Here is a 23,184-nt window from a genome sequence, read left to right as displayed (position 1 = left end):
TCTTGTATTGTATTAATTATTTGTTATAGGGGGATGCGTGCGACGCTCATTACTTGTTATTGTAGTAGCAAACCTTGGCTTTTTCTGTGGTGCTGATGAACTTCATGTGTCCGCCGCTTATTCTACTGATCAACTTAGAGGAGTCAGAGCAGGTTACAGAGTAACAAATATCCCGGTTGAACTACCAGAATGGACTGGCTCACCAGCCCTGCACATTGAAGCGGCCCTGAACCACTGGCAAAATTCTAACAATACATCCGACAATATAACCGCTTTTACTATTAGCCCCGTTTTGTCCTGGCTGGTTGCAGGGACTAAGCGCCCGTTATTTGTAGAAGTAGGTATTGGCGGAAGTTTCTTTGACACAACCCGATTGGCTAACCGCCATTTATCAACCCATTTTCAGTTTGAAGACCGGTTGTCGCTTTCCTGGCAATATAGCCGCAATTCTGAAGCAAGCATTACGTTGGGATATACTCACTACTCAAATGCTGATTTTAAGCTGCCTAATGACGGCCTGGACTTTTACTGGTTAAGTTGGGCGAAACCATTTTAACTAACCAGCGGCAAAGCTGCCCGGTTTTTAACAGGCAGCTAAGGGTTGTATGCTAACTGATTTAAGGATTTTATGCTCACTACAGCAAAAGCCGGCTTGATTGCCGCACTGACGATGCTGCTCGGTGGCTGCGCCAGCAACGGCTTAGACCGCTTGGCACTGCAGGGGCCAGAGCTGCATCCGGCACTGAGCACACACCTGCTCGACAAAGATACGACTCGCCATATTCCGCATGATGTATTGCAGCATAATCCGCAGTACTCAACAGATCCTGAATTTGTTAACGCGGTGGTCCGTAGCGGGTCGCAGGGTAACCTAACCGCGAGCGGCATCCGCTCAGCCTTGTATGCGCTATACGATGCACAAAATAATTTGGGACTTTATGGACTGGAAGCAGAATCTGCGGCAGATGCTGACCGGATTGAGCAGGCGCTGCGAAGTATCTGGGCCGATAATGTCAGCCTTGAGCGGGCCCGGGTCTACCGAGAAGACCGGCTGCTGGTTGTGGTCTGGACCGATGGGGTAGCTACAGAGGTTTGGGACGCGGTGAATACTACTGTCGCAGAGCGCTTGCTGGCAGCCGCGTCGACCGGCTTGTATCACTAATTTTTTTCCACCAGGGCGGTGCAAGCTGCACCTTGCTGCGACATTTGTCGCAAATTTTGCTTGACACAGCTGTGACAATTGTCGCACTCTTGGCCCATTCCTGAGTAGCTGGATATAGTGCAATGCAGCAGCCGACAGCGCCTGAACTGGAAATTCTGAAATTATTATGGCTAAAGCAGCCGCTTACTGCCCGTGAACTGCACGATGAACTGGCAGCGGTTCTGGGCTGGGGCTATTCGTCTACCCGCAAAACGCTGGAGCGCATGGTGACCAAGGAGTTTATTGCCTGTACCAGCCAGGGCCATAAAAATACCTATACTGCGCTGCTGGATAAAATGCCGACCCTGGCGGCATTTGTTCAGGATTTTGCCAAGCGGGTATTTGAAATAAAAGAGCCGTTACCGGTGGCGATGTTTGCCAACAGTAAATTAGTGAATGCCAGTGAGATAGCCAATCTGGAGCAACTGTTGCAGGATTTAGCGACAGAAACCACAGCCCCCCGCGGCAATACAACTGGCAGGAATGACTGAGGTGGTCATGCAACTGCTGATATCACTGGCACTTTGCAGTGTCTGGGCGGCGTTGCTGTGGCCTGCAAGCAGGTTGTTATTGCGAAAAGTGTCCGGCCTTAAGCAATGGCCGGCGTTTTACTGGTGGTTACTCGCTTTATGCTTTCTGCCGCTTTTACCGCTACCACAACTGAGTCAGCAGTGGCTTGTGCCATCGGTGTTATTACAAGATACCCTGAACGCGGTGCACACCTTTAGCGCACAGCCCGCGCACCCGGCGCTGAAACAGTCCCCCGCTTTTTTTCAGCAATACTGGCCGGGGCTGCTGCTGTTACTGCTGATGATGGTCAGTGCCTGGCAGTTATGGCGGGTATGGAGACAATGGCAACGGTTGCAACAATTAATCGCCCTGACAGAGCCAGTGGCGCCAGCAAGCCTGTTAAGCCCGGCGCAACTTACTGAGATGCCGCAAGGTGTTGAATTCCGGCAGACGTCGGCAGCACTGTCGCCCTTTACTGCCGGCTGGCGGCACAGAGTAGTGGTAGTGCCAGCTTATATCTGGCAGATGCCACTGGCGCAGCGCCGGTTGCTGCTGGCACACGAGCTGATGCATCTGCAGCGACAGGACCCACAGCAACTTATTGTGCTGCGGTTGCTGGTGGCTGTTTGCTGGTTTATCCCCACCCTGAAACAGCTTGAGCAGGCATTTTTACAAAGCATTGAGCTGGCCGTGGATCAGGCGGTGCTGGCAAAGCAGCCTGAACTGGCAGCCCTGTACGGCCAGACTTTGCTTAACAGCTTAAAATTCAGCCATGGTGGCAGCTTGTCCGCACTAACGGCAGCTTTTATTCATGACAAAGCCGACCAGGGGTTTTATCAGCAACGCTTGCAACAGTTGTTTGTGCGCCCGGTTAGCTTATCTGCCGGTCAACGCTGGCGTCTTGGGGGTATGTTTGGCTGCTGCGCCCTGTTGCTGCATGTCAGCAGTTCAGTGCTTAGTTACAACGAGCCCCCGCAGCAGTGGGGGTTGCCAGTCGATAAGCCTGTGATAAGTTCTTTTTATGCTGAGCAACATCCCATTCGGCAGAACCGGCCGCATCAGGGGCTGGATTTTGCCGCTGCCAGCGGTGCTGCGGTCAGAGCCAGTCAGCAAGGCAAAGTGCTGATTGCCGATGCCAGCAGCCTGAATAGCCGCTATGGCAAGGTGGTGCTAATTGATCATGGCCATGGCTACCAGACGTTGTATGCCCATCTGAATGCTTTTTCTGTTACAGCTGGCCAGCAAATTGCCGCAGGCGGGCAGATTGGCACGGTAGGCACCAGTGGCCGGGTAACCGGACCACATTTACACTTTGAATTACTGCGAAATGGCGCTCAGCAGGATCCGGCAAAGTATCTGCCCCTGCAGCCATAAACCACACGCGTTTAATGATGCGATACCGCACCCCCGACATAGTTAATACGGAGCGCCACTCAATGCCACGTCCTTTGTTGCAGCTTACTGCACACCTGGCCCGCTTTTCTGATATTCCTGCCAGACATCAGCGGGCCATGCTGTTACTGGCAGTTTTAACAGTTATTATTATGCTTTGGCCGGCGCCACGCCCAACCCCGGCGCCGGTCACTGGCTTGCTAATGCCTGGCCTTGTGGCAGAAGGCTGGCGCAGCTGGCAGGCAACCAGACTAAAGGACAGCTGGCAGCAATTACAAGGCGCCATGGCAGCAGTAGTGCAAGCGCACAGCCTGGATGAGCGGATCCGGCACTACGCTATTGAACCCGGTGATAGTTTAAGTCGGATATTCTCAGCTCACGGCTTCAGTCAGCTGCAAATGCAGCAGATAATGGCCGCGGATCAGTCTTTGCTGGCACTGGATGTACTGCGACCAGGTAATAATCTGACATTTCAGCTGGATGAAAACAGGCAACTACAGGCGATGGAGTTATTTATCCATCCCGGCAACCGGGTGCTGTATCAGCGTGAAGCAGATGGCGAATTCAGTTATCAGGAGTTGCTCAACCCGGGTGAGTGGCAAAGCAGCACCCTGACCGGCACAATAGCGGGCAGTTTTTATCAGTCGGCGAAACAGGCCGGTTTAAGCGATGCCGACATTGCCACCGTGCATCAGCTGTTTCGGGACAGGCTTAATTTCTCGCGCGATATACAGCCGGGTGCCCGCTTTCAGGTGGTGCGAAGCGACAACTATATTGGCGACACCGCAACCGGCCTGAGTCGGATTGAAGGGGTGCGGTTGTTTAACCGCCGTCAGCAGCTTAGTGCTTTTTTGCATGACAACGGCCAGTTTTATGATGCTAATGGTGAAAGTCTGGAGCGCGCATTTATGCGGCTGCCTTTGGCTCGTTCTTATCGGATAAGTGATGATTTTAATCCGCGCCGGCTGCATCCGGTAACCGGTCGGGTGCAGCCGCACAACGGTACAGATTTTGCCACGCCCACCGGTACCGCCGTACTGGCCGCTGCTGAAGGTAAGGTTGTCCGGGTTGAAAACCATCCTTATGCCGGCCGTTATATTGAAATCCAGCACCACGGTCAGTATAAAACCCGTTATCTGCATTTGCACAAAGTTCTGGTTCGCCCCGGCCAGCAGGTAGAACGGGGCCAGCGGATTGGCTTATCCGGCGCCAGCGGCCGGGTAACCGGGGCCCATCTGCATTATGAATTGCATGTCAACAACCGGCCGGTAAACCCAATGAGCGCTAACATTCCGCTGGCAGAGCCTATTCCGGCTGACAGCCGCGATGCTTTTTTGCAGCGGGTGGCATTTATGATTAAACAAATGGATGAAGAAACGGTGCTGGTGCAGCAGTAGCCCAATGCCGCTGATGCGGCACTGGTATAGCGCAGGGTTAGCAGATTCAGGCTTGCTCCGGCTCCGCCTGCAGGTTAAGGCTGGCCTCAGCGTCTTGTTGCGGGCTGGCCAGGCTGGCCTGGTCCGGCGTTACCGGCATAGCACGTGATTGCTGGTTAATCTGATATATCTGTTCAGTGTTCGATAAATCTTGCGCATTTTTAACGTTAGCAATGGTTTCACGCGCAGATAAAAAGCTTTGAATATCGTCAATTATCGCCTGCATTTCCTGCGGATTATCCTGCATTTCAAGAATATGCCGCGGGTGCTCGACATTTTTGGCGCCGCTGTCAGCAAAGGTGCTGCTCATAATGCGCGAACTGATAATCCATGGCGTTAATGAAGAGCGCATAACATAGTTTTCTGATGAGGTAGAGTCATAAATGCCTTTACCTGTGGTCAGTTTGCTTTGGGTATAAGTCCCTTCGCATTTCAAATACACCAGTAAGGAATCAAAATTCAGCTCAGCCCAGAACGTATGACTGTAATTCTCCAGTAAGCGGCCAAAGCTGTGACAAATAAGCCAGCTGAAGATCAGGCTTAAGATAAACTGGCTTTCATTAAACAGGTTTACCACAAAACTTTGCATGACGGCATCGCCGGGCCGCGCCAGGGCGGCAAATTCGCGTATCAGTGCCAGTACTGTCTGGGCTTCTGCCAGCAGATAAAATAAAATAACCGGCCCAACCAGCAATAGCAGCTGCCCCGCAATCGTTGCCCATAACCGCAGTTGTTTAAACGCGGTGGTGTGCTGCAGCGGCGCATATGCCGGCTGGGTTTCAATCATCACTTCGCCGTTAAAATCGCCTTTACTTTCAGATTGCTCGTTCAGGTTCGGGGTTAGCTCACGGTAAACGCGGTTAGGTATTTCCATATAGCGCCGGTTTGCCATTACAATATTGTCGATATTGACAAACAACTCGCGCGGGTGAATATTTTCCTGCCAGTTAGCACGATATTCTGACACCTTAGTTTGGGCCTGCACCTTCGCTGTGCGCTGTTTTAACAACAGGAACACCAGGATCCCACTGATCGCGGTGAATACCAGCACCAGCAATAATTGTGGTACCACAGCAAAACTTTGTAATTCGGCGCTGGCTAACTCGCTAACCAGATTTTGCACATCGCGTTGCTGCAACAGGAAATTAATAGCTAATCCAAGCAGCACCGGCGCCAAAATAGCAAAGGCCATAATTTTGGCCAGTTTCAGCTTGCCCTGAGTTTCAATGGTTTTTTCCGCCTTGCGGTATACAGTACTGGCGCTCCGCCAGCTTAGAATTAAGTACACCACCAGAACAAAAGAGAAAAACGGCAACAGAATATCGCCGGTTTCACCCGCAAGACCGGTTAAACAAACGAAAGCAGTCAATGCATAGGCTACCAGCGCAACGGCAGTAGCAATTAAGGCCCCAGCGAAACGTTGCGCCAGATTACGGAGCGGGTAAGGCAGGAAAATCAGCTTGGGTACCAGAGTATGTACCATACGGGAAATAAAGCCTTCTGGCTCAACAAACGTCTTGTTCTTGCGCCCCATCAGCATTTCTTCAAGATCAATACTTTTATAATGGGGCTGTTCCAGCTTGGCAGTTTCCCGCTCAGACTTGCTAAAATTTGGCGCCAGCGAGGTGGGTACACTGCGACCGACAAAAAAACGCATCATCTGGGCAATACCACTACCCAGTGCCTTTAATCCGCCTGCCAACAATAAAAACCCGACACCGGCATATATCCATGCCAGCGTTTTATCTTGTTGAACCAGACTAACTACTTGTAATAGGGGGTAAATACCGAGCAAGCTAACTATTAAACCGCGTACGGCGCGTAGCAGGCCTTCTGCTTTAAATGGGTTACGGATCCCTAAGGACTCACTACCATAATCATATGCCATGATTACATCCTTTTTTAAATCATATTGTTGGAATTGCCGATATTCTGCCTGACTGGTTCATTATTGCAAATGATGGATGGTCATATTTGCAGATTTTGTTCAAACTACATTTTTATAGGTCGGTCTTTTTTCTTATTGCAGCTCGCTCTGCCATTTTAGCCTCACTTTCATGTTGCATTAGCAGCAGCGTCAGGTAAATTTTGGTAGGGAGTGACAAAATAAGTCCTACTGCGCAGCATGCCGCGACCAGAATGATGCCGGGTACGCCCATGGTTTGTGGCAGGTTCAGGCCCTTCCATAAGAAATGGCCGAGGATTATCAACGCGATACCCAATAACATCATTAACTTGAGCCAGAATAATTTGGGTGGCTTGATGGCAGGCTTTTCAGCACTTGATAAGTCAGAGTGTGTTGCCATCGTTATTTATCCGTTAACGTCGGCTGTAACCGGGTCGGTAGGACGAGTATAGAGCAACCACTAAGCAAGCAATTGATCTGCAACAAGCATCTGGATGCTTTAGCTAATCAACAGAGCGTATCAGTCTGCAATTATGGTAATAGCGGCTGAACCGGTAACCTTGGTTTAATCATCAGCGCTTTTATTTTAGCAAATGGGGTTAGCACCAGAGCGTTGCCAAGCAGTACCAGCGCAAAACCACTAAAGGTATAACTACTCCAGACAAAATCTTCGAACATTGTGCTAAGCAACACCGCCACCAGCGGGAACAGCACTATGGTGTAGCTGGCTTTTTCCGGGCCCATGCCTTTTAACAAAGCAAAATAAGTAGCGAATGCTATCACTGAACCAAACACTGCTAAGTACAGCAACGAAATAATAAATGCCGGCGAGGTGCTGAACGTAAAAGGCGTACCGCTAATTAACACCAGCGCTGTCAGGCCAACGGCACCATACAGCATACCCCAGGCATTAACCTGAGTAATAGGTAAGCCGGCACGGGAGTTACGGACGCTGGCCATATTGCCCAAGGACGCGCTAAGCGCACTGCCCAGCACCAGTACCAGGCCAATTAAACTGGCATTGGTGAAATCCAGGCCATCTAAATCGGGGTAGAACAGCACCACAATGCCGGCAATGCCCATCAGGGCGCCAAAATAAATACGTTTCGCTACCGGCTTACCAAAAAATAACCGGGTATTAATGATGTTCATCAGTAACATAGTGGTGAAAGCGATAGCGGTCATGGCAGAGGTTAAATACTGCTGCGCCTGATAAATCAGAATATAGTTTAAGGCAAAATTAAACAGCGCCAGCAGGGCGATAAAACCATGATCTTTAGCACTGAAGCGCATCGGCAGGCGGCGCCACCAGCAAAACAGCCACATCAGTAGCGCCGATAACACAAAGCGGTAAGTTAACGACACTTCCACTGCCACTTCACCCAGCTGAAACTCAATGGCGAACCAGGTCGATCCCCAGATAAGAACGGTAACAAGGTAAAGCAGGGCATTTTTCATAACAAGGAGGCGCAGACAACAATAAAGGCGGCGATCATAGCGCCTTCACGGGTGTTAAAACAGTGGGGGCACCATATAAATTTACAACGTTTGTCGAAAGCGTGCCACGTCGGCTTTTGGTGGCGCGCCAAATAAGCGACTGTATTCGCGGCTGAACTGCGACGGGCTTTCATAGCCCACCTTATAGCTGGCGGTGGCGGCCTCCAGGCCTTCGTATAGCATAATTCGCCGCGCCTCGTTCAATCGCAGCTGCTTTTGAAACTGCAGCGGCGACATTGAAGTTACCGCTTTAAAAGCCTGAAACAGCGCTGACTCACTTAAATGTGCTACGTCAGCCAGTTCTTTGATGCGTAGCGGCTGGTTAAAACGTTGACGCAGCGTATCAATCACTTTGCCGATACGGCTGGCCTGGCTGTCAAGCAAGGTAAACTCGCGTAAATGACTGCCTGCAGGGCTTATCAGTAGACGGTACAATAGCTCTCGCTTTAACAATGGATGCAGTACTGCGACATCCTGCGGGCGTTCCAGCAAGCCAAAAATACGTTGAAATACCGATAATAAATCCAGATCGGCGTCGCCGATACTGATACCACGGGCAGGTACCGGCTGGCGCGGGACTTTATCGCCCAGATCGATTACCAGCTCGGTAAGTTCACGCAAATCCAGGCTGATACTGACACCCAGATAAGGCTCGTTGCTGCTGGCCCTGATTATTTTACCGCTGACCGGCAGCATCACCGGTACCAGCAGATACTGCAGCGGATTGTACTGCAGTATTTCCTCGCCCAGTAATATTTGCTTGTTGCCCTGTAGTAACAGGCAAAGTGTTGGTTCATAAAGGGTCGGCGTTGCAGATGTCGGTGCATTGCTGCGATAGAGTTTTAGCCCGGGTATACAACTCTCGTTGACACCGGTGCTGGTTAGCCTGGCAAGCACCGGTTGTAGCATTTGCTGGCGCAGAAGTTCGCGTTCGTCGGTCATTATCGGCCCCCTGGCACAGTGGATAAACGCAGTATAAGCAGCCGTCGGGGCTTTGCCTATTACTGTAGTGCTGGTTTGCAGGAATAGGCAATAAGTATGGAGTTTAAGGCAGGTAGCGCCGGCTTAACCAGCGCGTGGAAAGGCCTGCAACGTCATTTCGGCAACCTGACGCAGTTGCTCAGACGTGGCGCCGTTATTAGCCTGAATAGCCATGCCTTGCAGCACGGTACCTAAATAACGGGCTAACGTTTCAGCATCGGTACTTGCGGGTAAATCGCCGTCAAGTTTGGCTTGTTCAAAGCGGGCACGCAGTTTTTGTTCGCCTTCAACGCGGCGGTTAAGTAAGGCTTCTTTTACTGTGGCGGCGGCTTCGCTGCATGACAGGGCGCCCTGTACCACCACACAACCTTGCGGATGAGCCTGATCTGCCATGTTCATGGCCGCGCCATACAGCATATGTTCTGCCACCTGATAGGCGGTGGGCTTTTCCAGCGCCGGCAGGAAAAACGAGCAAGGCCGGCTTTCATATAACTCTATCGCTTTTAAAAATAACTGTTCTTTGTTGCCAAAGGCAGCATATAAGCTCGGTTTATTAATGCCCATCGCTTCAGTCAGGTCAGACAGTGAGGTACCGTCGTACCCTTTGCGCCAAAACACGTCCAGTGCTTTCTCCAGAGCAGTATCGACGTCAAAGGCCCGCGGCCGGCCTATACTTGGTGTGCAACTTACTACTGACATAAACCCACTCCTGCATTAAAACGTGCTGGTATAGTAAACAGCAAAATACCCCTTGTCCAGCAGGGGTTATTTACCGCTAAGTACAGATATCTTGCCACCCGCTATTGCTGATATCTGCTACTGAGACCCTTAACCGGTTGCTATCGTTCAGAAAACACTGGCAGATCTGCAGTACCAGAGTTTCAGGCTAGGATCCGCCGGGATCCGGCATTAAAGCCCTCAGCCTTAACGGGTAACATGCTGCCATAGCCTGATAGTTGCCTGAGAGTGACCTGTTACAGCGTTACAGGGGCCACAGCACTGCAACAGTGTGGTTATCGTCTTAGAACAAATTCTTCTGCAGTAGAATTAATTTATTTACCGCTCGGTACAAAAATGTATTGACAGTTTTTTGCTGTTCTATATATTTACCGCACGGTACAAAACTAGCAAGTGATTTTAATTTTTTATTGCAATAGCCTGGAGGGCAGCGCCATGAGCAGCAACAACACACTTAGAACTTTTATGGTAGCAAGCGTCGCCGCGCTGGTGCTGGCGGCGTGTGGCGATCCACAAGCCGCAGATCAGACGCAGCCTGCAGCAGCACCACAAGTCAGCGTGGCGCAGGTGGTAAATGAACGCGTGACCGAGTGGGACCAGTTCACCGGCCGCTTGCAGGCGCCGCAAACCGTTAATCTGGTACCGCGCGTATCTGGCTATCTCGAGCAGGTGCACTTTAACGAAGGTGCCCTGGTCAACAAAGGCGATTTACTGGTGCAAATTGACCCCAGGCCTTTTGCGGCTGAGGTTGCAAGGTTAAAAGCAGAACTGCAAAGTGTGGAAAGTGCCGCCATTTTGGCTGACGCCGAGTATGGCCGTGCCGAGAAGCTCAGTGCCCAGCGCGCTATTTCTGCCGAGCTATTGGACAGCCGCCAGGCCCGCAAGCAACAAACCGCTGCGGCGGTGGCCTCGGTGCGGGCAGCATTACAGCGGGCCGAGCTGGATTTAAGCTACACCAGTATCCGCGCGCCGATTAGTGGACGGGTATCTTATGCCCTGATAACAGCAGGCAATTATGTTAACGCCGGCCAGAGCCAGTTAACCAGCCTGGTTTCGACTGACAAAATGTATGCCTACTTTGATGTAGACGAGCAAAGCTACCTGAAATACGCCCGCCTGAGTGACGAGGGCAAGCGTGCTGATACCCGTGAGGCCAGCGCCAACCCGGTGTCTATGGCACTGGCCAACGAGCAACAGTATTCACACCATGGGCAGATTGATTTTGTTGATAATCAGCTGAATAGCCAGACCGGTACCATCCGGATCCGTGCCAGCTTCAGCAATCCTGACAACAGCCTGCTGCCCGGCTTGTTCGCCCGGATCAGGCTGGCCGGCAGTGCCAGCTACGACGGCATTTTAATAGACGAAAAGGCCATTGGCACCGATTTGAATAACAAGTTTGTGCTGGTGGTAAACAGCAATAACCAGCTGGAATACCGCGCGATAACCCTGGGTGAAAAAGTAAACGGTTTGCGCATCGTTACTGACGGCCTGACCGCAAGCGACAAAATTGTGGTTAACGGCCTGCAGCGGGTGATGCCCAATATGCAAATTGAACCCAAATTAGTGCCGATGGCCAGCAATGAGCAACTTGCCGACCTTCGTCAGCAACAACAGCTGCTGGACCAGGTAAGCACCGCGCTGACTGCTCAGGCTGCTAATGCACCCACAGTAATCACCGGCAAAGCGCCGGGTCGCGGTTAAGGAAATCATCATGTTGTCACAATTTTTTATCCGCCGGCCGATCTTTGCCGCGGTGATCTCGCTGCTGTTTTTTATTACCGGTGCGATTGCAGTATGGCAGTTGCCAATTACTGAATACCCGGAAGTGGTGCCACCAACGGTGGTGGTTACGGCCAACTACCCTGGTGCCAACCCGAAGGTGATTGCTGAAACAGTGGCCTCGCCGCTGGAGCAGGAAATTAATGGCGTCGAAGACATGCTGTATATGTCATCGCAGGCCACATCCGATGGCCGGATGACCTTAACCATTACCTTTGCCATTGGCACTGATGCCGACTTAGCTCAAACCCAGGTGCAAAGCCGGGTAGAGCGGGCTAAGCCCCGCTTGCCGCAGGAAGTACAACGGCTGGGCGTAGTGACGGAAAAGTCGTCACCGGATTTAACCATGGTGGTGCATTTAACGTCACCGGATGACCGTTACGACATGCTGTATCTGTCAAACTATGCCGCGTTGAATGTTAAAGATGAACTGGCGCGGGTTGAAGGCGTAGGCGCGGTGCGTTTATTTGGCGCTGGTGATTACAGTATGCGAGTGTGGCTGGACCCGAACAAAGTGGCAGCGCTGGGCTTGTCACCAGCACAAATTACTGCGGCCATTCGTGAGCAGAACCAGCAGGCCGCAGCCGGCAGTTTAGGTGCTCAGCCAAGTGGCGATGCCGATTTTCAGTTACTGATTAACGTTAAAGGCCGGCTGGCGGCGGTGGACGAGTTTGAGAATATTATTATTAAAGTGGGTGCTAATGGTGAAATCAGCCGATTGAAAGATGTCGCAAGACTGGAGCTTGGCGCATCGACTTATGCATTGCGTTCTCTGCTGGATAATAAAGACGCCGTTGCGCTACCTATTTTTCAGGCTTCCGGCTCCAATGCCATTCAGATTTCCGACGATGTCCGGGCGAAAATGGCCGAATTATCCCAGAATTTTCCGGATGGCCTGGCGTACGACATTGTGTATGACCCAACCGTATTTGTCCGCGGCTCTATTGAGGCGGTAGTAAAAACCCTGCTTGAGGCTGTGCTGCTGGTGGTATTGGTAGTGGTGCTGTTTTTACAAACCTGGCGTGCGTCTATTATTCCGCTGGTGGCGGTACCGGTATCACTGGTGGGTACCTTCGCCTTTATGCATCTGCTTGGCTTTTCACTAAATGCACTGTCGCTGTTCGGTCTGGTACTGGCCATCGGCATCGTTGTCGATGATGCCATTGTGGTGGTTGAGAACGTCGAGCGTAATATCAGCGAGGGCTTATCACCGATTGCCGCTACCCAAAAAGCGATGAAAGAAGTCACCGGGCCAATTGTTGCCACCACCTTGGTGCTGGCGGCGGTGTTTATTCCCACTGCCTTTATGTCGGGTTTAACCGGTCAGTTTTATAAGCAATTTGCGTTAACCATTACCATATCTACTTTTATCTCGGCGATTAACTCGTTAACACTGAGCCCGGCGCTGTCGGCGTTGTTACTAAAAGGCCATGGCGAGAAAAAAGATGCGCTTACCCGCGCCATGGATAAGCTGTTTGGCCGTTGGTTGTTTAATCCGTTTAACCGCTTCTTCGCCCGTTTATCCAGAGGATATGGCTGGCTGATTAAAAAGGTGATCCGCTTTGGTGCCATTGTTGGCGTCATGTATATCGCCTTGGTTGGGGTAACCGGCCTGCAGTTTGCCAGCACCCCTACCGGTTATGTACCGGGCCAGGATAAACAGTACTTAGTGGCTTTTGCCCAGTTACCGGATGCGGCTTCACTGGAGCGCACAGACGCGGTTATTAAAGAAATGTCACGGATCGCGCTGGAGCAACCCGGTGTTGCCAACTCTGTCGCCTTTCCGGGGCTGAGCATCAATGGTTTTACCAATAGCCCGAATAGCGGCATTGTCTTTACCCCACTGACAGATTTCAGCGAGCGGACCGATCCTGCCTTATCAGCCGGTGCTATTGCCGCGGCACTGAACCAGAAGTTTGCCGGTATTGAAGATGCGTTTATTGCCATTTTCCCACCGCCGCCGGTGCAGGGGTTGGGCACAATTGGTGGTTTCCGGCTGCAAATTCAGGACCGTGCAAACCATGGTTACGAAGAGCTGTATAACGTGACGATGCAAGTGATGATGAAAGCCTGGCAAACACCAGAGCTGGCTGGCATTTTCTCCAGCTACCAGGTGAATGTGCCGCAGCTGGATTTAGATATCGATCGCACCAAAGCCAAACAGCAAGGTGTGGCACTGGACGAAGTGTTCCAGACGCTGCAAGCCTATATGGGCTCGGTCTATGTCAACGACTTCAACCAGTTTGGTCGTACTTATCAGGTAAATATGCAGGCCGAGCAGCAATTTCGCCAGTCGCCGGAGCAAATTGCCCAGTTAAAAGTGCCTAATAACGCCGGTGATATGGTGCCGCTGGGCTCCTTTATTAATGTCACCAATAGCGCAGGGCCAGATAGGGTAATGCACTATAACGGCTTTACCACCGCTGAAATTAACGGTGGCCCGGCGCCAGGTTACAGCAGCGGCGAAGCACAGGCAGCCATTGAGAAAATACTGGCTGAAACCCTGCCCAATGGTATGACGTACGAGTGGACCGAACTGACCTACCAGCAAATTCTGGCTGGTAATGCTGGCATGTTTGTCTACCCGCTGGTGATTTTGCTGGTGTTTATGGTGCTGGCGGCGCAGTACGAGAGTTTAAGTTTACCGCTGGCGATTATTCTGATCATTCCGATGACGTTGTTATCGGCACTGAGTGGCGTGCTGCTTTACGGTGGCGACAACAACATCTTCACTCAAATTGGCTTTATCGTGCTGGTGGGGCTGGCAACGAAGAACGCCATCTTAATTGTCGAGTTTGCCAAAGAGTTACAGGATCAGGGGATGAATGCCATGGAAGCCATACTGGAAGCGGGCCGGCTGCGGTTGCGGCCAATACTGATGACCTCTATCGCCTTTATTATGGGGGTTGTGCCAATGGTGTTCTCCAGCGGCGCTGGTGCAGAAATGCGCCAGGCGATGGGGGTGGCGGTATTCTCCGGCATGATAGGTGTCACCGTGTTTGGCTTAATTTTAACTCCGCTGTTTTATTACATGTTAGCCAAGCGCGGCGATCGTAAAGCTGAATTGGATGCAGACAATACGGTTGCAGACAATACCGTTGCCGAAGGAGTACATCATGCGTAAATTTATCAACCATTCTGCGCTGGCGTTATTGGTAGCGGCGTCATTAAGTGCTTGTGCGGTAGGGCCGGATTATCAGGCCCCGGTAAACGTGGCGGATATCAGCTTTAGCAGCCCATACCAACATGCAGAGCAGGCTCAAAGCTGGTGGCAGGCGTTTGACGACGCCGCGTTAAACCAGCTTATTAGCCGGGCACTAACCGAAAATAGAACGCTGGCGCAGGCAAGAGCCAACGTTGACCGTGCCTATGCGGTGTTTCGTGATGCCAATAACGACTTTTTACCGAAAGGGACCGTCGACGCCGGTTACCAGGCCAGTGAAAATCCGACCATATCACCAGCTGATGACGGCGTCATCAGCCGTGGTTACAGCACCGGCGCCAATTTAAGCTGGGATCTGGACTTATTTGGCAAACTGCGCCGGGCCACAGAAGCGGCTGAGGCGCAGGCAGAGCAGGCGGATATTTTATGGCATGACGCCCAGGTGCAGCTTATAAGCCAGGTGGCAACCAGTTACGGTGAATACCGGGGCGCCCAGTTGCGCTTAGTGGTGGCAGAGCAAAACCTGCACAACCTGCAACAAAGCCGGGCTATTGTGCTCGCGCGGCTGCAAGCCGGTATGGCCTCTGATTTGGAGCTGGCGCAGATAGAGGTGCAGTTGCATCAGGTACAGGCGATGATGCCGGCATACCGGGTGGCGTTGTTAACGGCAGATGCCACTTTATCGGCGTTGCTGGGGCAGCGACCAGGCCAGTTACAACTAGGCGCCGTACCGCATTTGCCGGAGTTAAAACAACCAGTGGCGCTGGTTAATGGTGAAAATTACCTGCGCTACCGTGCTGATGTCGCCAGCGCCGAGCGTGTGTTGGCAGCCCGCACGGCTGAAATTGGTGTGGCGACGGCTGACTTGTATCCGAATTTGTCAGTACGTGGTTTTTTAGGTTTTATCTCCGGCCCGGGCTTAACACTGGGCAGCGACAGCCAAAGCTGGGCAGTGGCGCCAACGTTAAGCTGGCAGGCGGCAGATTTAGGCTCGGTAAAAGCCCGTATCCGCCAGGCTGAAGCCAGCAGCCAAATGGCGCTGGCCCAGTTTGAACAGCAGGTATTTAACGCTATTAACGAGATGCAGTTAGCGCTTAACAGCTACAACTTAAGCCGTCAGCAGCAACTTAGCACGGAACTACAGTGGCAGGCTGGTAACAAGGCGGTGCAAATTGCCCGTCAGCGTTACAACGCTGGCACCGGTGAGTTTCTGGACTTGCTGGACGCTGAGCGAGAACTGCTGCAAAGCCGCGATCAATTAGCGCAACTGCAACAGCAAAGTTTTATCCGGTTGGTGGGCATTTACCGCAGCTTTGGTGGCGGTATTCAGCTGATGTAGGGCAGATGTCGTGCTGAATAAAACAAACAAAGCCGGTTCATGCCGGCTTTGTTTGCATAAATCAACCAACTTTAAACCTGATCCGGTATCTCCGGCTCGGTTAACAACGCCAGTAATTGCAGCGACTCCTGCCAGCCGGCGTAGCAAAACTCCAGCGGTATCGCTTCGGGTATGCCGCTTTGTTCAATATGCAGTTCAGTGCCGCACAATACAGGTTTCAGCCGGATGGTTACCTGCATCTGGCCGGGCAGGTTGGGGTCGTCGAACTGATCGTTGTAGCGGATTAACTCGTTGGGTTTCAGTTCCAGATAAGTACCACCAAAACTATGGCTTTTACCGGTATTAAAATTGGTAAAGGACATTTTATAGCCACCGCCCACCCGCACATCCATACTATGCACCTTGCCGGTAAAGCCATGCGGCGGACACCATTTCACCAGTGCATCCGCATCTAAAAAAGCGCGGTATAGACGCTCTGGTGTTGCTTTGATAACCCGGTGCAATGTTACGGTATTGCCTGACATATTGATTCTCCTGCGCTAAGCGCGGCAACCCAAGGCCGCATTAAATCGCTGTATCACAGCTTAGTCGAAACAGTAGGGCGGGATTCGACAGCTATCCGAATTTTTTTGATATTGGCGTTTTGCATCTTAAATCGGCGCACTTATACTTAGCAGTAAGCAACAGCCGGGAGGTAGCTATGACAAGAATTACTATTAATCTGGATAACGAGCTTATTCAGCAAGTAAAGCAGGCTGCAGCCGAGGCGAAGATGACACAAAACCAGTGGCTGGCCAGTCTAATTCAACAACGCTTAGCCAACACCTGGCCGCAAACCGTTCGTGATATGGCTGGAAGCTGGCAGGAGTTTCCGCAGCAGGAAGAACTGCGTGCGGGGTTGGGTGAGAATTGTCCAAGAGCAGTTATCTAGTATTCTTTACTGTACGTCTTATTAATTCACCGCAAGCTCTTCCTGAATTTGCATAAACTCGTGATGGATGTCGGGTTCCAGTTCGCTTAGTGATCTGGCGATATTCACCTGCATAGTCACCTGCGCCACTTCTGCAACCTCAGGTGCAACAGCTTTATTTTGTTGTTGGCTAAACCAGTTAAGCACTTTGGCTAGGCGCCACATAGCCGTTGTAACTTAGAGGTATCTATTTTCTGTCTGGCATGCCACAAATCATAAGCATCTTGCATGCCCATCCAGACACGTTCCGAGCTGCCGATCACAGCTGCGAGACGAATAGCCATTTCCGGAGAAATATCAGATTTACCGCTTATCAACCTTTGTACGGTGGAGGGAGCAACATCCAATGCCAAGGCCAGTTTACGGGCGCTGACATCCAGTGCTTCCATGGTTTCTTTAATCAATTCACCTGGATGAGGCGGGTTATACATGGTAGCCATCAGTGATAATCCTCATAGTTGACGATGTAAACATCGCCGTCATTTAGCTCAAAAGTAATACGCCAGTTTCCGGTAACGGTTATTGACCATTGGCCTTTGCGATCCCCGGTTAGCGGATGCAAGAAAAAGCCGGGCAGATCGATATCATTAATCTCTTTGGCTAAATCCAGTACGCTAAGGCGGGTACTTATTTTCTTCGCTTGTTTTGGGTCGATGCCTGCTGTAGAGCCGGTTTCGAAGTACTTCTTTAATCCCTTGTGCTTAAAGCTTTTAATCATGGTGTCACTAGCTTTAGTGGGTGTTGCGTTATACGCAGCATAGCAGGGTGGTGCGTATAGCGCAACATAGCAAAAAATTCAAAAGATACGTACTGATTCAAGGCCGTCGACGCTACTGCGCTCAACACCATAAAAACTCTGCCCAATCCTCTTGCTGAGCGCTGAACAACCAGAGAGAATAGCGCCAGTTTGCAGTTGAGGTTGCTATGGTTAATCTGGCCCTGATGGGCGCTTTTGTCCCAACGTTTTTATTTGTGTCGGTGACGCCGGGTATGTGCATGACGCTGGCGATGACCCTGGGCATGAGCCAGGGGGTGCGCCGTACCTTCTGGATGATGTGGGGCGAGATGCTCGGCGTTGGCCTGGTTGCCGTGTTGGCGGTGCTGGGTGTGGCGGCGCTGATGCTGCAGTTTCCGGCCGTTTTTCAGTGGTTTAAAGTGCTCGGTGCCTGCTACCTGACCTATATTGGTGTGCAGATGTGGCGGGCAAGAGGCAAGCTGGCGATACCAACCGCAGGGCTGGTGCCACAACTGCTACCCAGGCGTACCTTGTTTAGCCAGGGCTTTATTACCGCTGTGTCTAACCCAAAAGGTTGGGCCTTTCATATGGCGCTGTTGCCGCCTTTTATCGACAGCCAGCTGGCGTTCTGGCCACAGCTGGTGATTTTAATCAGCATTATCTTACTGTTAGAGTTTTTATCGATGCTGCTATACGCCAGCGGCGGCAAGGCTTTGGCGTTGTTCTTAACCCGCTCGAACCGGGTGCAGTATTTAAACCGGATTGGCGCCAGCCTGATGTTTGGCGTGGCGCTGTGGATGCTGCTCGGTTAATTTATGCCGGACTACCAGCTTTTACCCGGCGCTTTATTGCTGCCTAAACCGCCACTTAACACCAGCTGCAGTGCTTCGGCCGGTTTCATATCGATATTCCGGGTGCAGCTGCGCGGGATAATAATGGTATAGCCACCGACGTTGTAGGCCATGGGTATAAATACCGCCAGCTGTTCGTCGTTCATCAGGGATGACATCCGATCATCACTCTGGCCGCCTTGTTTGGTAATAATGCCAATCAGCTCAATTTCTGATGCTGGCAGCTTTACCATGACCACTGAACCGTCGGTGAAGTTTTTGCCTGACATCAGGTCAATAATATCCTGCAGCATGCCGTAAATCTGTTTGGTACCAGGCAGCTTCATCATAATTTTACCGGGCAACTGCCATAACCAGTTAAAGCTGGGCCAGCGCGAGCTGTAGCCAATCGCAATACACAACAGAACAAAGCCCAGTATCGCCATGCCAGGCAGGTACCACTGGGCGGGCAATACCAGTTGTAGCAGCGGGCTTAACAGGGTTTCAACGGTATGCAGCAGCCAGCGTAACAGTTCAATGGTAATGACCAGCGGCAGGATAATCGCCAGACCTGCCAGTAAACTTTTAATAATAATTCGCATAGAAAACCTTTACTGCTGTTTGCTGTTTAAGGCATGGATAGCAAAGCTACCCAGCCAGTGGCCGCCTTCGTAGCTGTCGCCAATCAGGTTGGGATAAGAGTATGCCATATGCTGATTAGCAACGTGGCGAAGATGGCCATACTGTGGGTATTGGTTGGCCAGCGCATATAAATTCCAGGCCCGGCTGAAGTTTAAGCCATCCAGATGCACCAGCTTGCCATCAGTGCGATCACTTACTTTGCCCGGCGCTAACTGGTAAGCCGGATCAGCCAGCTGCGGCATAAAGCCGTTTAACCAGGGTAAAAACTGCTCTGCCGGCAAAATACGCTGCATCAGGCCGATTTCTTCCAGGCAGGGTGAAATAAAGTCATAGCCGCTGGGTTCCCAGTTAATCGGGCAGTTTTTGTCCTGTAAAAAGTAGTCTCTGGCCCGCTGTTCAATAAGCTGTTGCAGTTGGTTATGGCCGCGGTTGATGGCGTAGTCATAAGCGAAACTTAGTCCAAAAGCGGTATTAGTGTGCTCACCCACCCGTACCGGATAAACTAAGCGCGGTAAAAAACTGATATAACGCTCTACCAGCAAATCGGCCAGCGGTTGCAGGTTAGTGGCCAGCTCCCTGGCTAATGGATCCTGCCAGGTATGCAGCTCGTCGGATAGCTTCAGCAACCAGGCCCAGCCATAAGTCCGTTCAAACGAAGCATTAATATCTTTGCTGAGAAAAGCCAGCTCCTGCGCTATTTTTTCCGCCGTCAGGTTGCGCTTCAGGATAGCTTTTATTGCTGCGGCTTGGTCCAGCTCTGGAAATTGCCGTAACAAAGTAACCATCGACCAGTAGCCATGAACCGCACTGTGCCAGTCGAAACAGCCATAAAACACCGGATGCATCGCTACCGGCTCTTTCACATCCTGGGCACTGGCCAGCACGACTCCGGTTTTGTAAGGATAAGGTGTTTCAACACAATGTAACGGCAGGCTGACCAGCTTATTGGCCTCTGCCAGATTTAGTGCATGACTGGTAGTGCTGCTCTGGGCAGCGGTTGCCAGACTAAGCGTGGCGAATACCAGGCTGCTTACCCAAACCTTTAATTTCATTTTTTCAATCCTGCGTTGTGGCGATATATTCTGATACCGGCAGATTAAAGCAATTTTGCACTATTGTCTGCGCTAAACTGGCTGCCAACTGATGGCTAAAGCTGCTATTACTGACTATCTTTAGCGCTAAGCCTGCAACTCTGGAAAGCAAAACCATGCCAGATTACACCCGGCCCGGCGTTTATCTTGATGAAGTACCGGCCAGCCCTCAACCTGTTACTGCGGTGTCAACCAGCACTGTCGTTTTCGTTGGTTGTGCCGCCAGCGGCCCGGTTAATCAGCCGGTACTTATCAGCGGCTTCATCGAGTATCAGCGGCAGTTTCAGCGCTCAGCAAAGGCCGAACCACCTGGCCAACCCGATGCGATGACATTGGCTGTTATGGCGTTTTTTGGCAATGGTGGCAAAGACGCTTATATTTGCCGGCTGGCCAGCGCGAATGACGATAATGACGTTGCCGAGCTGACAGTAAATGACTATAACCAGTTTTATCAGACCGTGTTGGCAGCGCTGAATGATTACAGCCTGTTACTGCTGCCTGGTCAGCATTGGCAGCGCAGTAAACATGCGCAAAGTAATGCTGTGATCAGTGCCAGCCTGGCATTTTGCCAGCAGCAGAGACACTGTTTATTACTGCTGGATTTAGCGGCAGATATTCAGCTTAGCAGTGCGGCCGGGGCAAGTGCCGTTGGCTTACCGGCATCCAGCTATGCTGCCTTGTATTATCCCTGGTTAACCATAACTAACCCGCTGGCAAGCGGAATGCTGACGGTACCACCTGCAGCTGTGGCCGCGGGGTTATATTGTCGTAACGATGGCCGTTATGGTGTCTGGAAAGCCCCTGCTGGGGTTACGGCCAAATTAATCGGTATTACCGGGCTGGCTTTTACCATTGACGACAACATACAGCAACAGCTTAACCCTCTGGGTATTAACTGCATTCGTACCTTACCGCGGGTAGGTACGGTAATATGGGGCGCCCGCACACTGGCTGGTAAGACCGATACGGAATGGCGCTACATCTCGGTGCGGCGCACGGCCATTTTTATCGAGCAAAGCATTTCACAAAGCCTGCAATGGGTAGTATTTGAGCCAAATGATCAACCGCTGTGGCAGGCGGTACGGCGCAATATCAGTAATTTTCTGAATACCCTGTTCCGGGCCGGTGCATTTCAGGGCAGCACACAGCAAGAAGCCTTTTTTGTTCGCTGCGGCCTGAACGAAACCATGACCCAGCAGGACATCAACCAGCAACAGCTGATCATCGAACTGGGATTTGCGCCGGTTAAACCGGCAGAATTTGTGATTATCAGGATCCGCTATGCACTCAGCCCGCCATAACCTGCTGGCAGCACAGCTTTACAGTACTCAGCTGCGCTACTATTGCCCGTCAGAGCAGCCCTCAACGCGGCTGCTTGCTTATGATAAACTGCTGCTAATTTTCAGATAGCCCTTTGCAGGAGTTTTTCGTGGCTGGATTAAGTGCTTTATACCCGCAACCTTTATGGCAATGGTTTGAACAGATTTGTGCCATTCCTCATCCGTCAAAACATGAACAGGCATTAAGTCAGTACATTCAGGACTGGGCCCGCAAGCTTGGTTTAAATGTGGTTGAAGATAAGGTAGGTAACCTTATTATTAAAAAGCCTGCTACCGCGGGCATGGAAAACCGCAAGCCGGTGGTGATTCAGGCTCATTTAGATATGGTGCCGCAGAAAAATGCCGATAAAGTGCATGATTTTACTAAAGATCCCATCGAGGCATACATTGATGGTGACTGGGTAACCGCTAATGGTACTACTCTGGGTTCAGATAATGGCATTGGTATGGCCTCGGCGTTGGCTATTTTAGGCAGCAATGAAATAAAACATGGCCCGTTAGAAGTACTGCTAACCATTGACGAAGAAGCGGGCATGACCGGCGCTTTTGGCCTGGAGCGCGGTATGCTGGAAGCAGAGATCCTGATTAACACCGATTCGGAGCAGGAAGGTGAAATTTACATGGGCTGTGCCGGCGGGGTTGATGCACAGTTCAGTGTACCGGTAAGCTGGCAGGCTGTATCTGCCGGTAATCAGGCGGTTACCCTTAGCTTAAGCGGTTTAAAAGGCGGCCACTCCGGGGTAAATATTCATTTAGGCCGGGGTAATGCCAACAAGCTGCTGGCCCGCTTTTTAGTGGCTGAAGCCCGTGAACTGCAATTGCAGCTAAGTGAGCTTTCCGGCGGTTCACTGCGTAACGCCATTCCACGCGAAGCACAGGTAACCCTATGCTTGCCCGCTGATAAAGTTGATTTACTGCAGCAGAAAATCCGTTTTTTTGAGCAATTAGTTCAAACCGAGCTGGCCGCCGTTGAGCCAGCCATTAAATTCAGCCTGCATGAAGCCAGTCTGCCAGAGCAGGTAATGACATCTGCCAGCCAGCAAGCGCTGTTAAACCTGTTGCACGCCTGCCCGAATGGCGTCATGCGGATGAGTGACGATGTGCCCGGCGTTACCGAAACCTCGTTGAATATGGGGGTTATCAGCACCAATGAAAATCAGGTGCAGGTACTTTGCTTAATTCGCTCGTTAATTGATTCCGGCCGTGAGCATGTCGAAACCATGTTAGCGTCACTGGCCGAGCTGGCCGGGGCAGAGGTCAGTTTCAGTGGCGCCTATCCGGGCTGGAAGCCTGATCCTGATTCTGCGGTGATGAAAATCGTTAATGATACTTATCAGGACATTTACCACAAACAACCGGTTATAATGGTGATCCATGCCGGTCTGGAATGCGGTTTATTTAAAAAACCGTACCCTGAGATGGATATGGTGTCGATTGGCCCAACCATTCGTTATCCGCATGGCCCGGATGAAATGGTCAATATTGAAACGGTTGGCCAATACTGGCAATTACTGTTGGCGGTGCTGGAACGCATTCCGGCGAAAGCCTGACTATAACAGAACTGAACACACCTTTAAGCTGCCCATTTACCTGCTGGTAAATGGCGCGGCTCAGCCCAGGTTAAGTTTGA

Annotated in this window: 23 protein-coding genes; 12 read left to right on the top strand and 11 right to left on the bottom strand. The window is 51.4% G+C overall.

The window, feature by feature from the left end; translation table 11 throughout:
* The first annotated feature begins 37 nt into the window (after positions 1 to 37).
* The 5 genes from R3187_RS04495 (at position 38) to R3187_RS04475 (ending at position 4,500) form a co-directional block, all read left to right on the top strand.
* On the top strand, positions 38 to 556 hold the full coding sequence (locus tag R3187_RS04495; protein ID WP_318965507.1) for an acyloxyacyl hydrolase: 519 nt from the start codon (positions 38 to 40) through the stop codon (positions 554 to 556).
* 72 nt (positions 557 to 628) lie between these two features.
* A complete protein-coding gene (locus R3187_RS04490; protein ID WP_318965506.1) occupies positions 629 to 1,162 on the top strand; it encodes a hypothetical protein in 534 nt (177 codons plus the stop codon).
* 122 nt (positions 1,163 to 1,284) lie between these two features.
* Positions 1,285 to 1,692, top strand: coding sequence for a BlaI/MecI/CopY family transcriptional regulator (locus R3187_RS04485; protein WP_318965505.1), 408 nt, complete (start codon positions 1,285 to 1,287; stop codon positions 1,690 to 1,692).
* Positions 1,693 to 1,699: 7 nt separating this feature from the next.
* Complete coding sequence (locus R3187_RS04480) at positions 1,700 to 3,085, top strand: M23/M56 family metallopeptidase (RefSeq protein ID WP_318965504.1); 1,386 nt, start codon at positions 1,700 to 1,702, stop codon at positions 3,083 to 3,085.
* A gap of 62 nt (positions 3,086 to 3,147) precedes the next feature.
* Positions 3,148 to 4,500: a peptidoglycan DD-metalloendopeptidase family protein gene (locus R3187_RS04475; RefSeq protein ID WP_318965503.1), complete on the top strand. Its 1,353-nt coding sequence runs from the start codon at positions 3,148 to 3,150 to the stop codon at positions 4,498 to 4,500.
* Positions 4,501 to 4,546: 46 nt separating this feature from the next.
* Here the strand turns inward: R3187_RS04475 and R3187_RS04470 are convergent, their stop codons facing one another.
* From R3187_RS04470 to R3187_RS04450, 5 genes are all read right to left on the bottom strand, one after another.
* Complete coding sequence (locus R3187_RS04470) at positions 4,547 to 6,427, bottom strand: hypothetical protein (protein ID WP_318965502.1); 1,881 nt, start codon at positions 6,425 to 6,427, stop codon at positions 4,547 to 4,549.
* A 112-nt stretch (positions 6,428 to 6,539) separates the two neighbouring features.
* Positions 6,540 to 6,845: a hypothetical protein gene (locus R3187_RS04465; RefSeq protein ID WP_318965501.1), complete on the bottom strand. Its 306-nt coding sequence runs from the start codon at positions 6,843 to 6,845 to the stop codon at positions 6,540 to 6,542.
* A 131-nt stretch (positions 6,846 to 6,976) separates the two neighbouring features.
* Positions 6,977 to 7,903 (bottom strand): DMT family transporter, encoded by a 927-nt coding sequence (locus R3187_RS04460; protein WP_318965500.1) that lies wholly within the window; start codon positions 7,901 to 7,903, stop codon positions 6,977 to 6,979.
* An 81-nt stretch (positions 7,904 to 7,984) separates the two neighbouring features.
* Positions 7,985 to 8,884, bottom strand: coding sequence for an AraC family transcriptional regulator (locus tag R3187_RS04455; protein WP_318965499.1), 900 nt, complete (start codon positions 8,882 to 8,884; stop codon positions 7,985 to 7,987).
* 123 nt (positions 8,885 to 9,007) lie between these two features.
* The gene (locus tag R3187_RS04450) at positions 9,008 to 9,622 is read right to left on the bottom strand and encodes a TetR/AcrR family transcriptional regulator (RefSeq protein WP_318965498.1); all 615 of its coding nucleotides are present in this window, start codon (positions 9,620 to 9,622) and stop codon (positions 9,008 to 9,010) included.
* Positions 9,623 to 10,096: 474 nt separating this feature from the next.
* Here R3187_RS04450 and R3187_RS04445 point away from each other — a divergent pair, with 474 nt between their 5' ends.
* From R3187_RS04445 to R3187_RS04435, 3 genes are read left to right on the top strand one after another with little or no spacing between them, the layout of a single operon-like run.
* Entirely contained in the window at positions 10,097 to 11,365 is a 1,269-nt protein-coding gene (locus R3187_RS04445; RefSeq protein WP_318965497.1) for an efflux RND transporter periplasmic adaptor subunit, read from the top strand.
* Between the two features lie 7 nt (positions 11,366 to 11,372).
* Positions 11,373 to 14,567 (top strand): efflux RND transporter permease subunit, encoded by a 3,195-nt coding sequence (locus tag R3187_RS04440; protein ID WP_413229014.1) that lies wholly within the window; start codon positions 11,373 to 11,375, stop codon positions 14,565 to 14,567.
* A complete protein-coding gene (locus tag R3187_RS04435; protein ID WP_318965495.1) occupies positions 14,560 to 15,945 on the top strand; it encodes a TolC family protein in 1,386 nt (461 codons plus the stop codon). Before R3187_RS04440 ends, R3187_RS04435 begins: the two co-directional genes overlap by 8 nt.
* Positions 15,946 to 16,016: 71 nt before the next feature.
* On the opposite strand, the gene R3187_RS04430 is transcribed toward R3187_RS04435, so the two are convergent.
* Positions 16,017 to 16,469, bottom strand: a complete 453-nt coding sequence (locus R3187_RS04430) for an SRPBCC family protein (RefSeq protein ID WP_318965494.1) — start codon at positions 16,467 to 16,469, stop codon at positions 16,017 to 16,019.
* Between the two features lie 176 nt (positions 16,470 to 16,645).
* Between R3187_RS04430 and R3187_RS04425 the strand changes: the two genes are divergently transcribed.
* Entirely contained in the window at positions 16,646 to 16,876 is a 231-nt protein-coding gene (locus R3187_RS04425; RefSeq protein ID WP_318965493.1) for a CopG family transcriptional regulator, read from the top strand.
* A 21-nt stretch (positions 16,877 to 16,897) separates the two neighbouring features.
* Here the strand turns inward: R3187_RS04425 and R3187_RS04420 are convergent, their stop codons facing one another.
* The 3 genes from R3187_RS04420 to R3187_RS04410 are packed head-to-tail and all read right to left on the bottom strand — an operon-like array spanning position 16,898 to position 17,633.
* Positions 16,898 to 17,062 (bottom strand): hypothetical protein, encoded by a 165-nt coding sequence (locus R3187_RS04420; RefSeq protein WP_318965492.1) that lies wholly within the window; start codon positions 17,060 to 17,062, stop codon positions 16,898 to 16,900.
* A 5-nt stretch (positions 17,063 to 17,067) separates the two neighbouring features.
* Positions 17,068 to 17,355: a HigA family addiction module antitoxin gene (locus tag R3187_RS04415; RefSeq protein ID WP_290614461.1), complete on the bottom strand. Its 288-nt coding sequence runs from the start codon at positions 17,353 to 17,355 to the stop codon at positions 17,068 to 17,070.
* Entirely contained in the window at positions 17,355 to 17,633 is a 279-nt protein-coding gene (locus tag R3187_RS04410) for a type II toxin-antitoxin system RelE/ParE family toxin (RefSeq protein WP_318965491.1), read from the bottom strand. The genes R3187_RS04415 and R3187_RS04410 overlap by 1 nt, the downstream gene beginning before the upstream one ends.
* Positions 17,634 to 17,839: 206 nt before the next feature.
* Between R3187_RS04410 and R3187_RS04405 the strand changes: the two genes are divergently transcribed.
* Positions 17,840 to 18,463: a LysE family translocator gene (locus R3187_RS04405; protein ID WP_318965490.1), complete on the top strand. Its 624-nt coding sequence runs from the start codon at positions 17,840 to 17,842 to the stop codon at positions 18,461 to 18,463.
* A gap of 11 nt (positions 18,464 to 18,474) precedes the next feature.
* Here the strand turns inward: R3187_RS04405 and R3187_RS04400 are convergent, their stop codons facing one another.
* Together R3187_RS04400 and R3187_RS04395 are read right to left on the bottom strand one after the other, a co-directional pair.
* Entirely contained in the window at positions 18,475 to 19,083 is a 609-nt protein-coding gene (locus tag R3187_RS04400) for a DUF502 domain-containing protein (protein ID WP_318965489.1), read from the bottom strand.
* A 9-nt stretch (positions 19,084 to 19,092) separates the two neighbouring features.
* Positions 19,093 to 20,175 carry a DUF2891 domain-containing protein gene (locus tag R3187_RS04395; RefSeq protein ID WP_318965488.1) on the bottom strand — a complete coding sequence of 361 codons (1,083 nt, stop codon included), beginning with the start codon at positions 20,173 to 20,175 and terminating at the stop codon, positions 19,093 to 19,095.
* A gap of 155 nt (positions 20,176 to 20,330) precedes the next feature.
* On the opposite strand from R3187_RS04395, the gene R3187_RS04390 reads away from it, so the two are divergent.
* Positions 20,331 to 21,515 (top strand): phage tail sheath family protein, encoded by a 1,185-nt coding sequence (locus R3187_RS04390; protein ID WP_318965487.1) that lies wholly within the window; start codon positions 20,331 to 20,333, stop codon positions 21,513 to 21,515.
* 128 nt (positions 21,516 to 21,643) lie between these two features.
* Positions 21,644 to 23,104: an aminoacyl-histidine dipeptidase gene (locus R3187_RS04385; RefSeq protein WP_318965486.1), complete on the top strand. Its 1,461-nt coding sequence runs from the start codon at positions 21,644 to 21,646 to the stop codon at positions 23,102 to 23,104.
* The last annotated feature ends 80 nt before the right edge of the window (positions 23,105 to 23,184 follow it).

The organism is Arsukibacterium sp., from assembly GCF_033721375.1.
In the GTDB taxonomy this organism is placed as follows: domain Bacteria; phylum Pseudomonadota; class Gammaproteobacteria; order Enterobacterales; family Alteromonadaceae; genus Alishewanella.
This window is presented reverse-complemented; position numbering and strand designations above follow the sequence as displayed.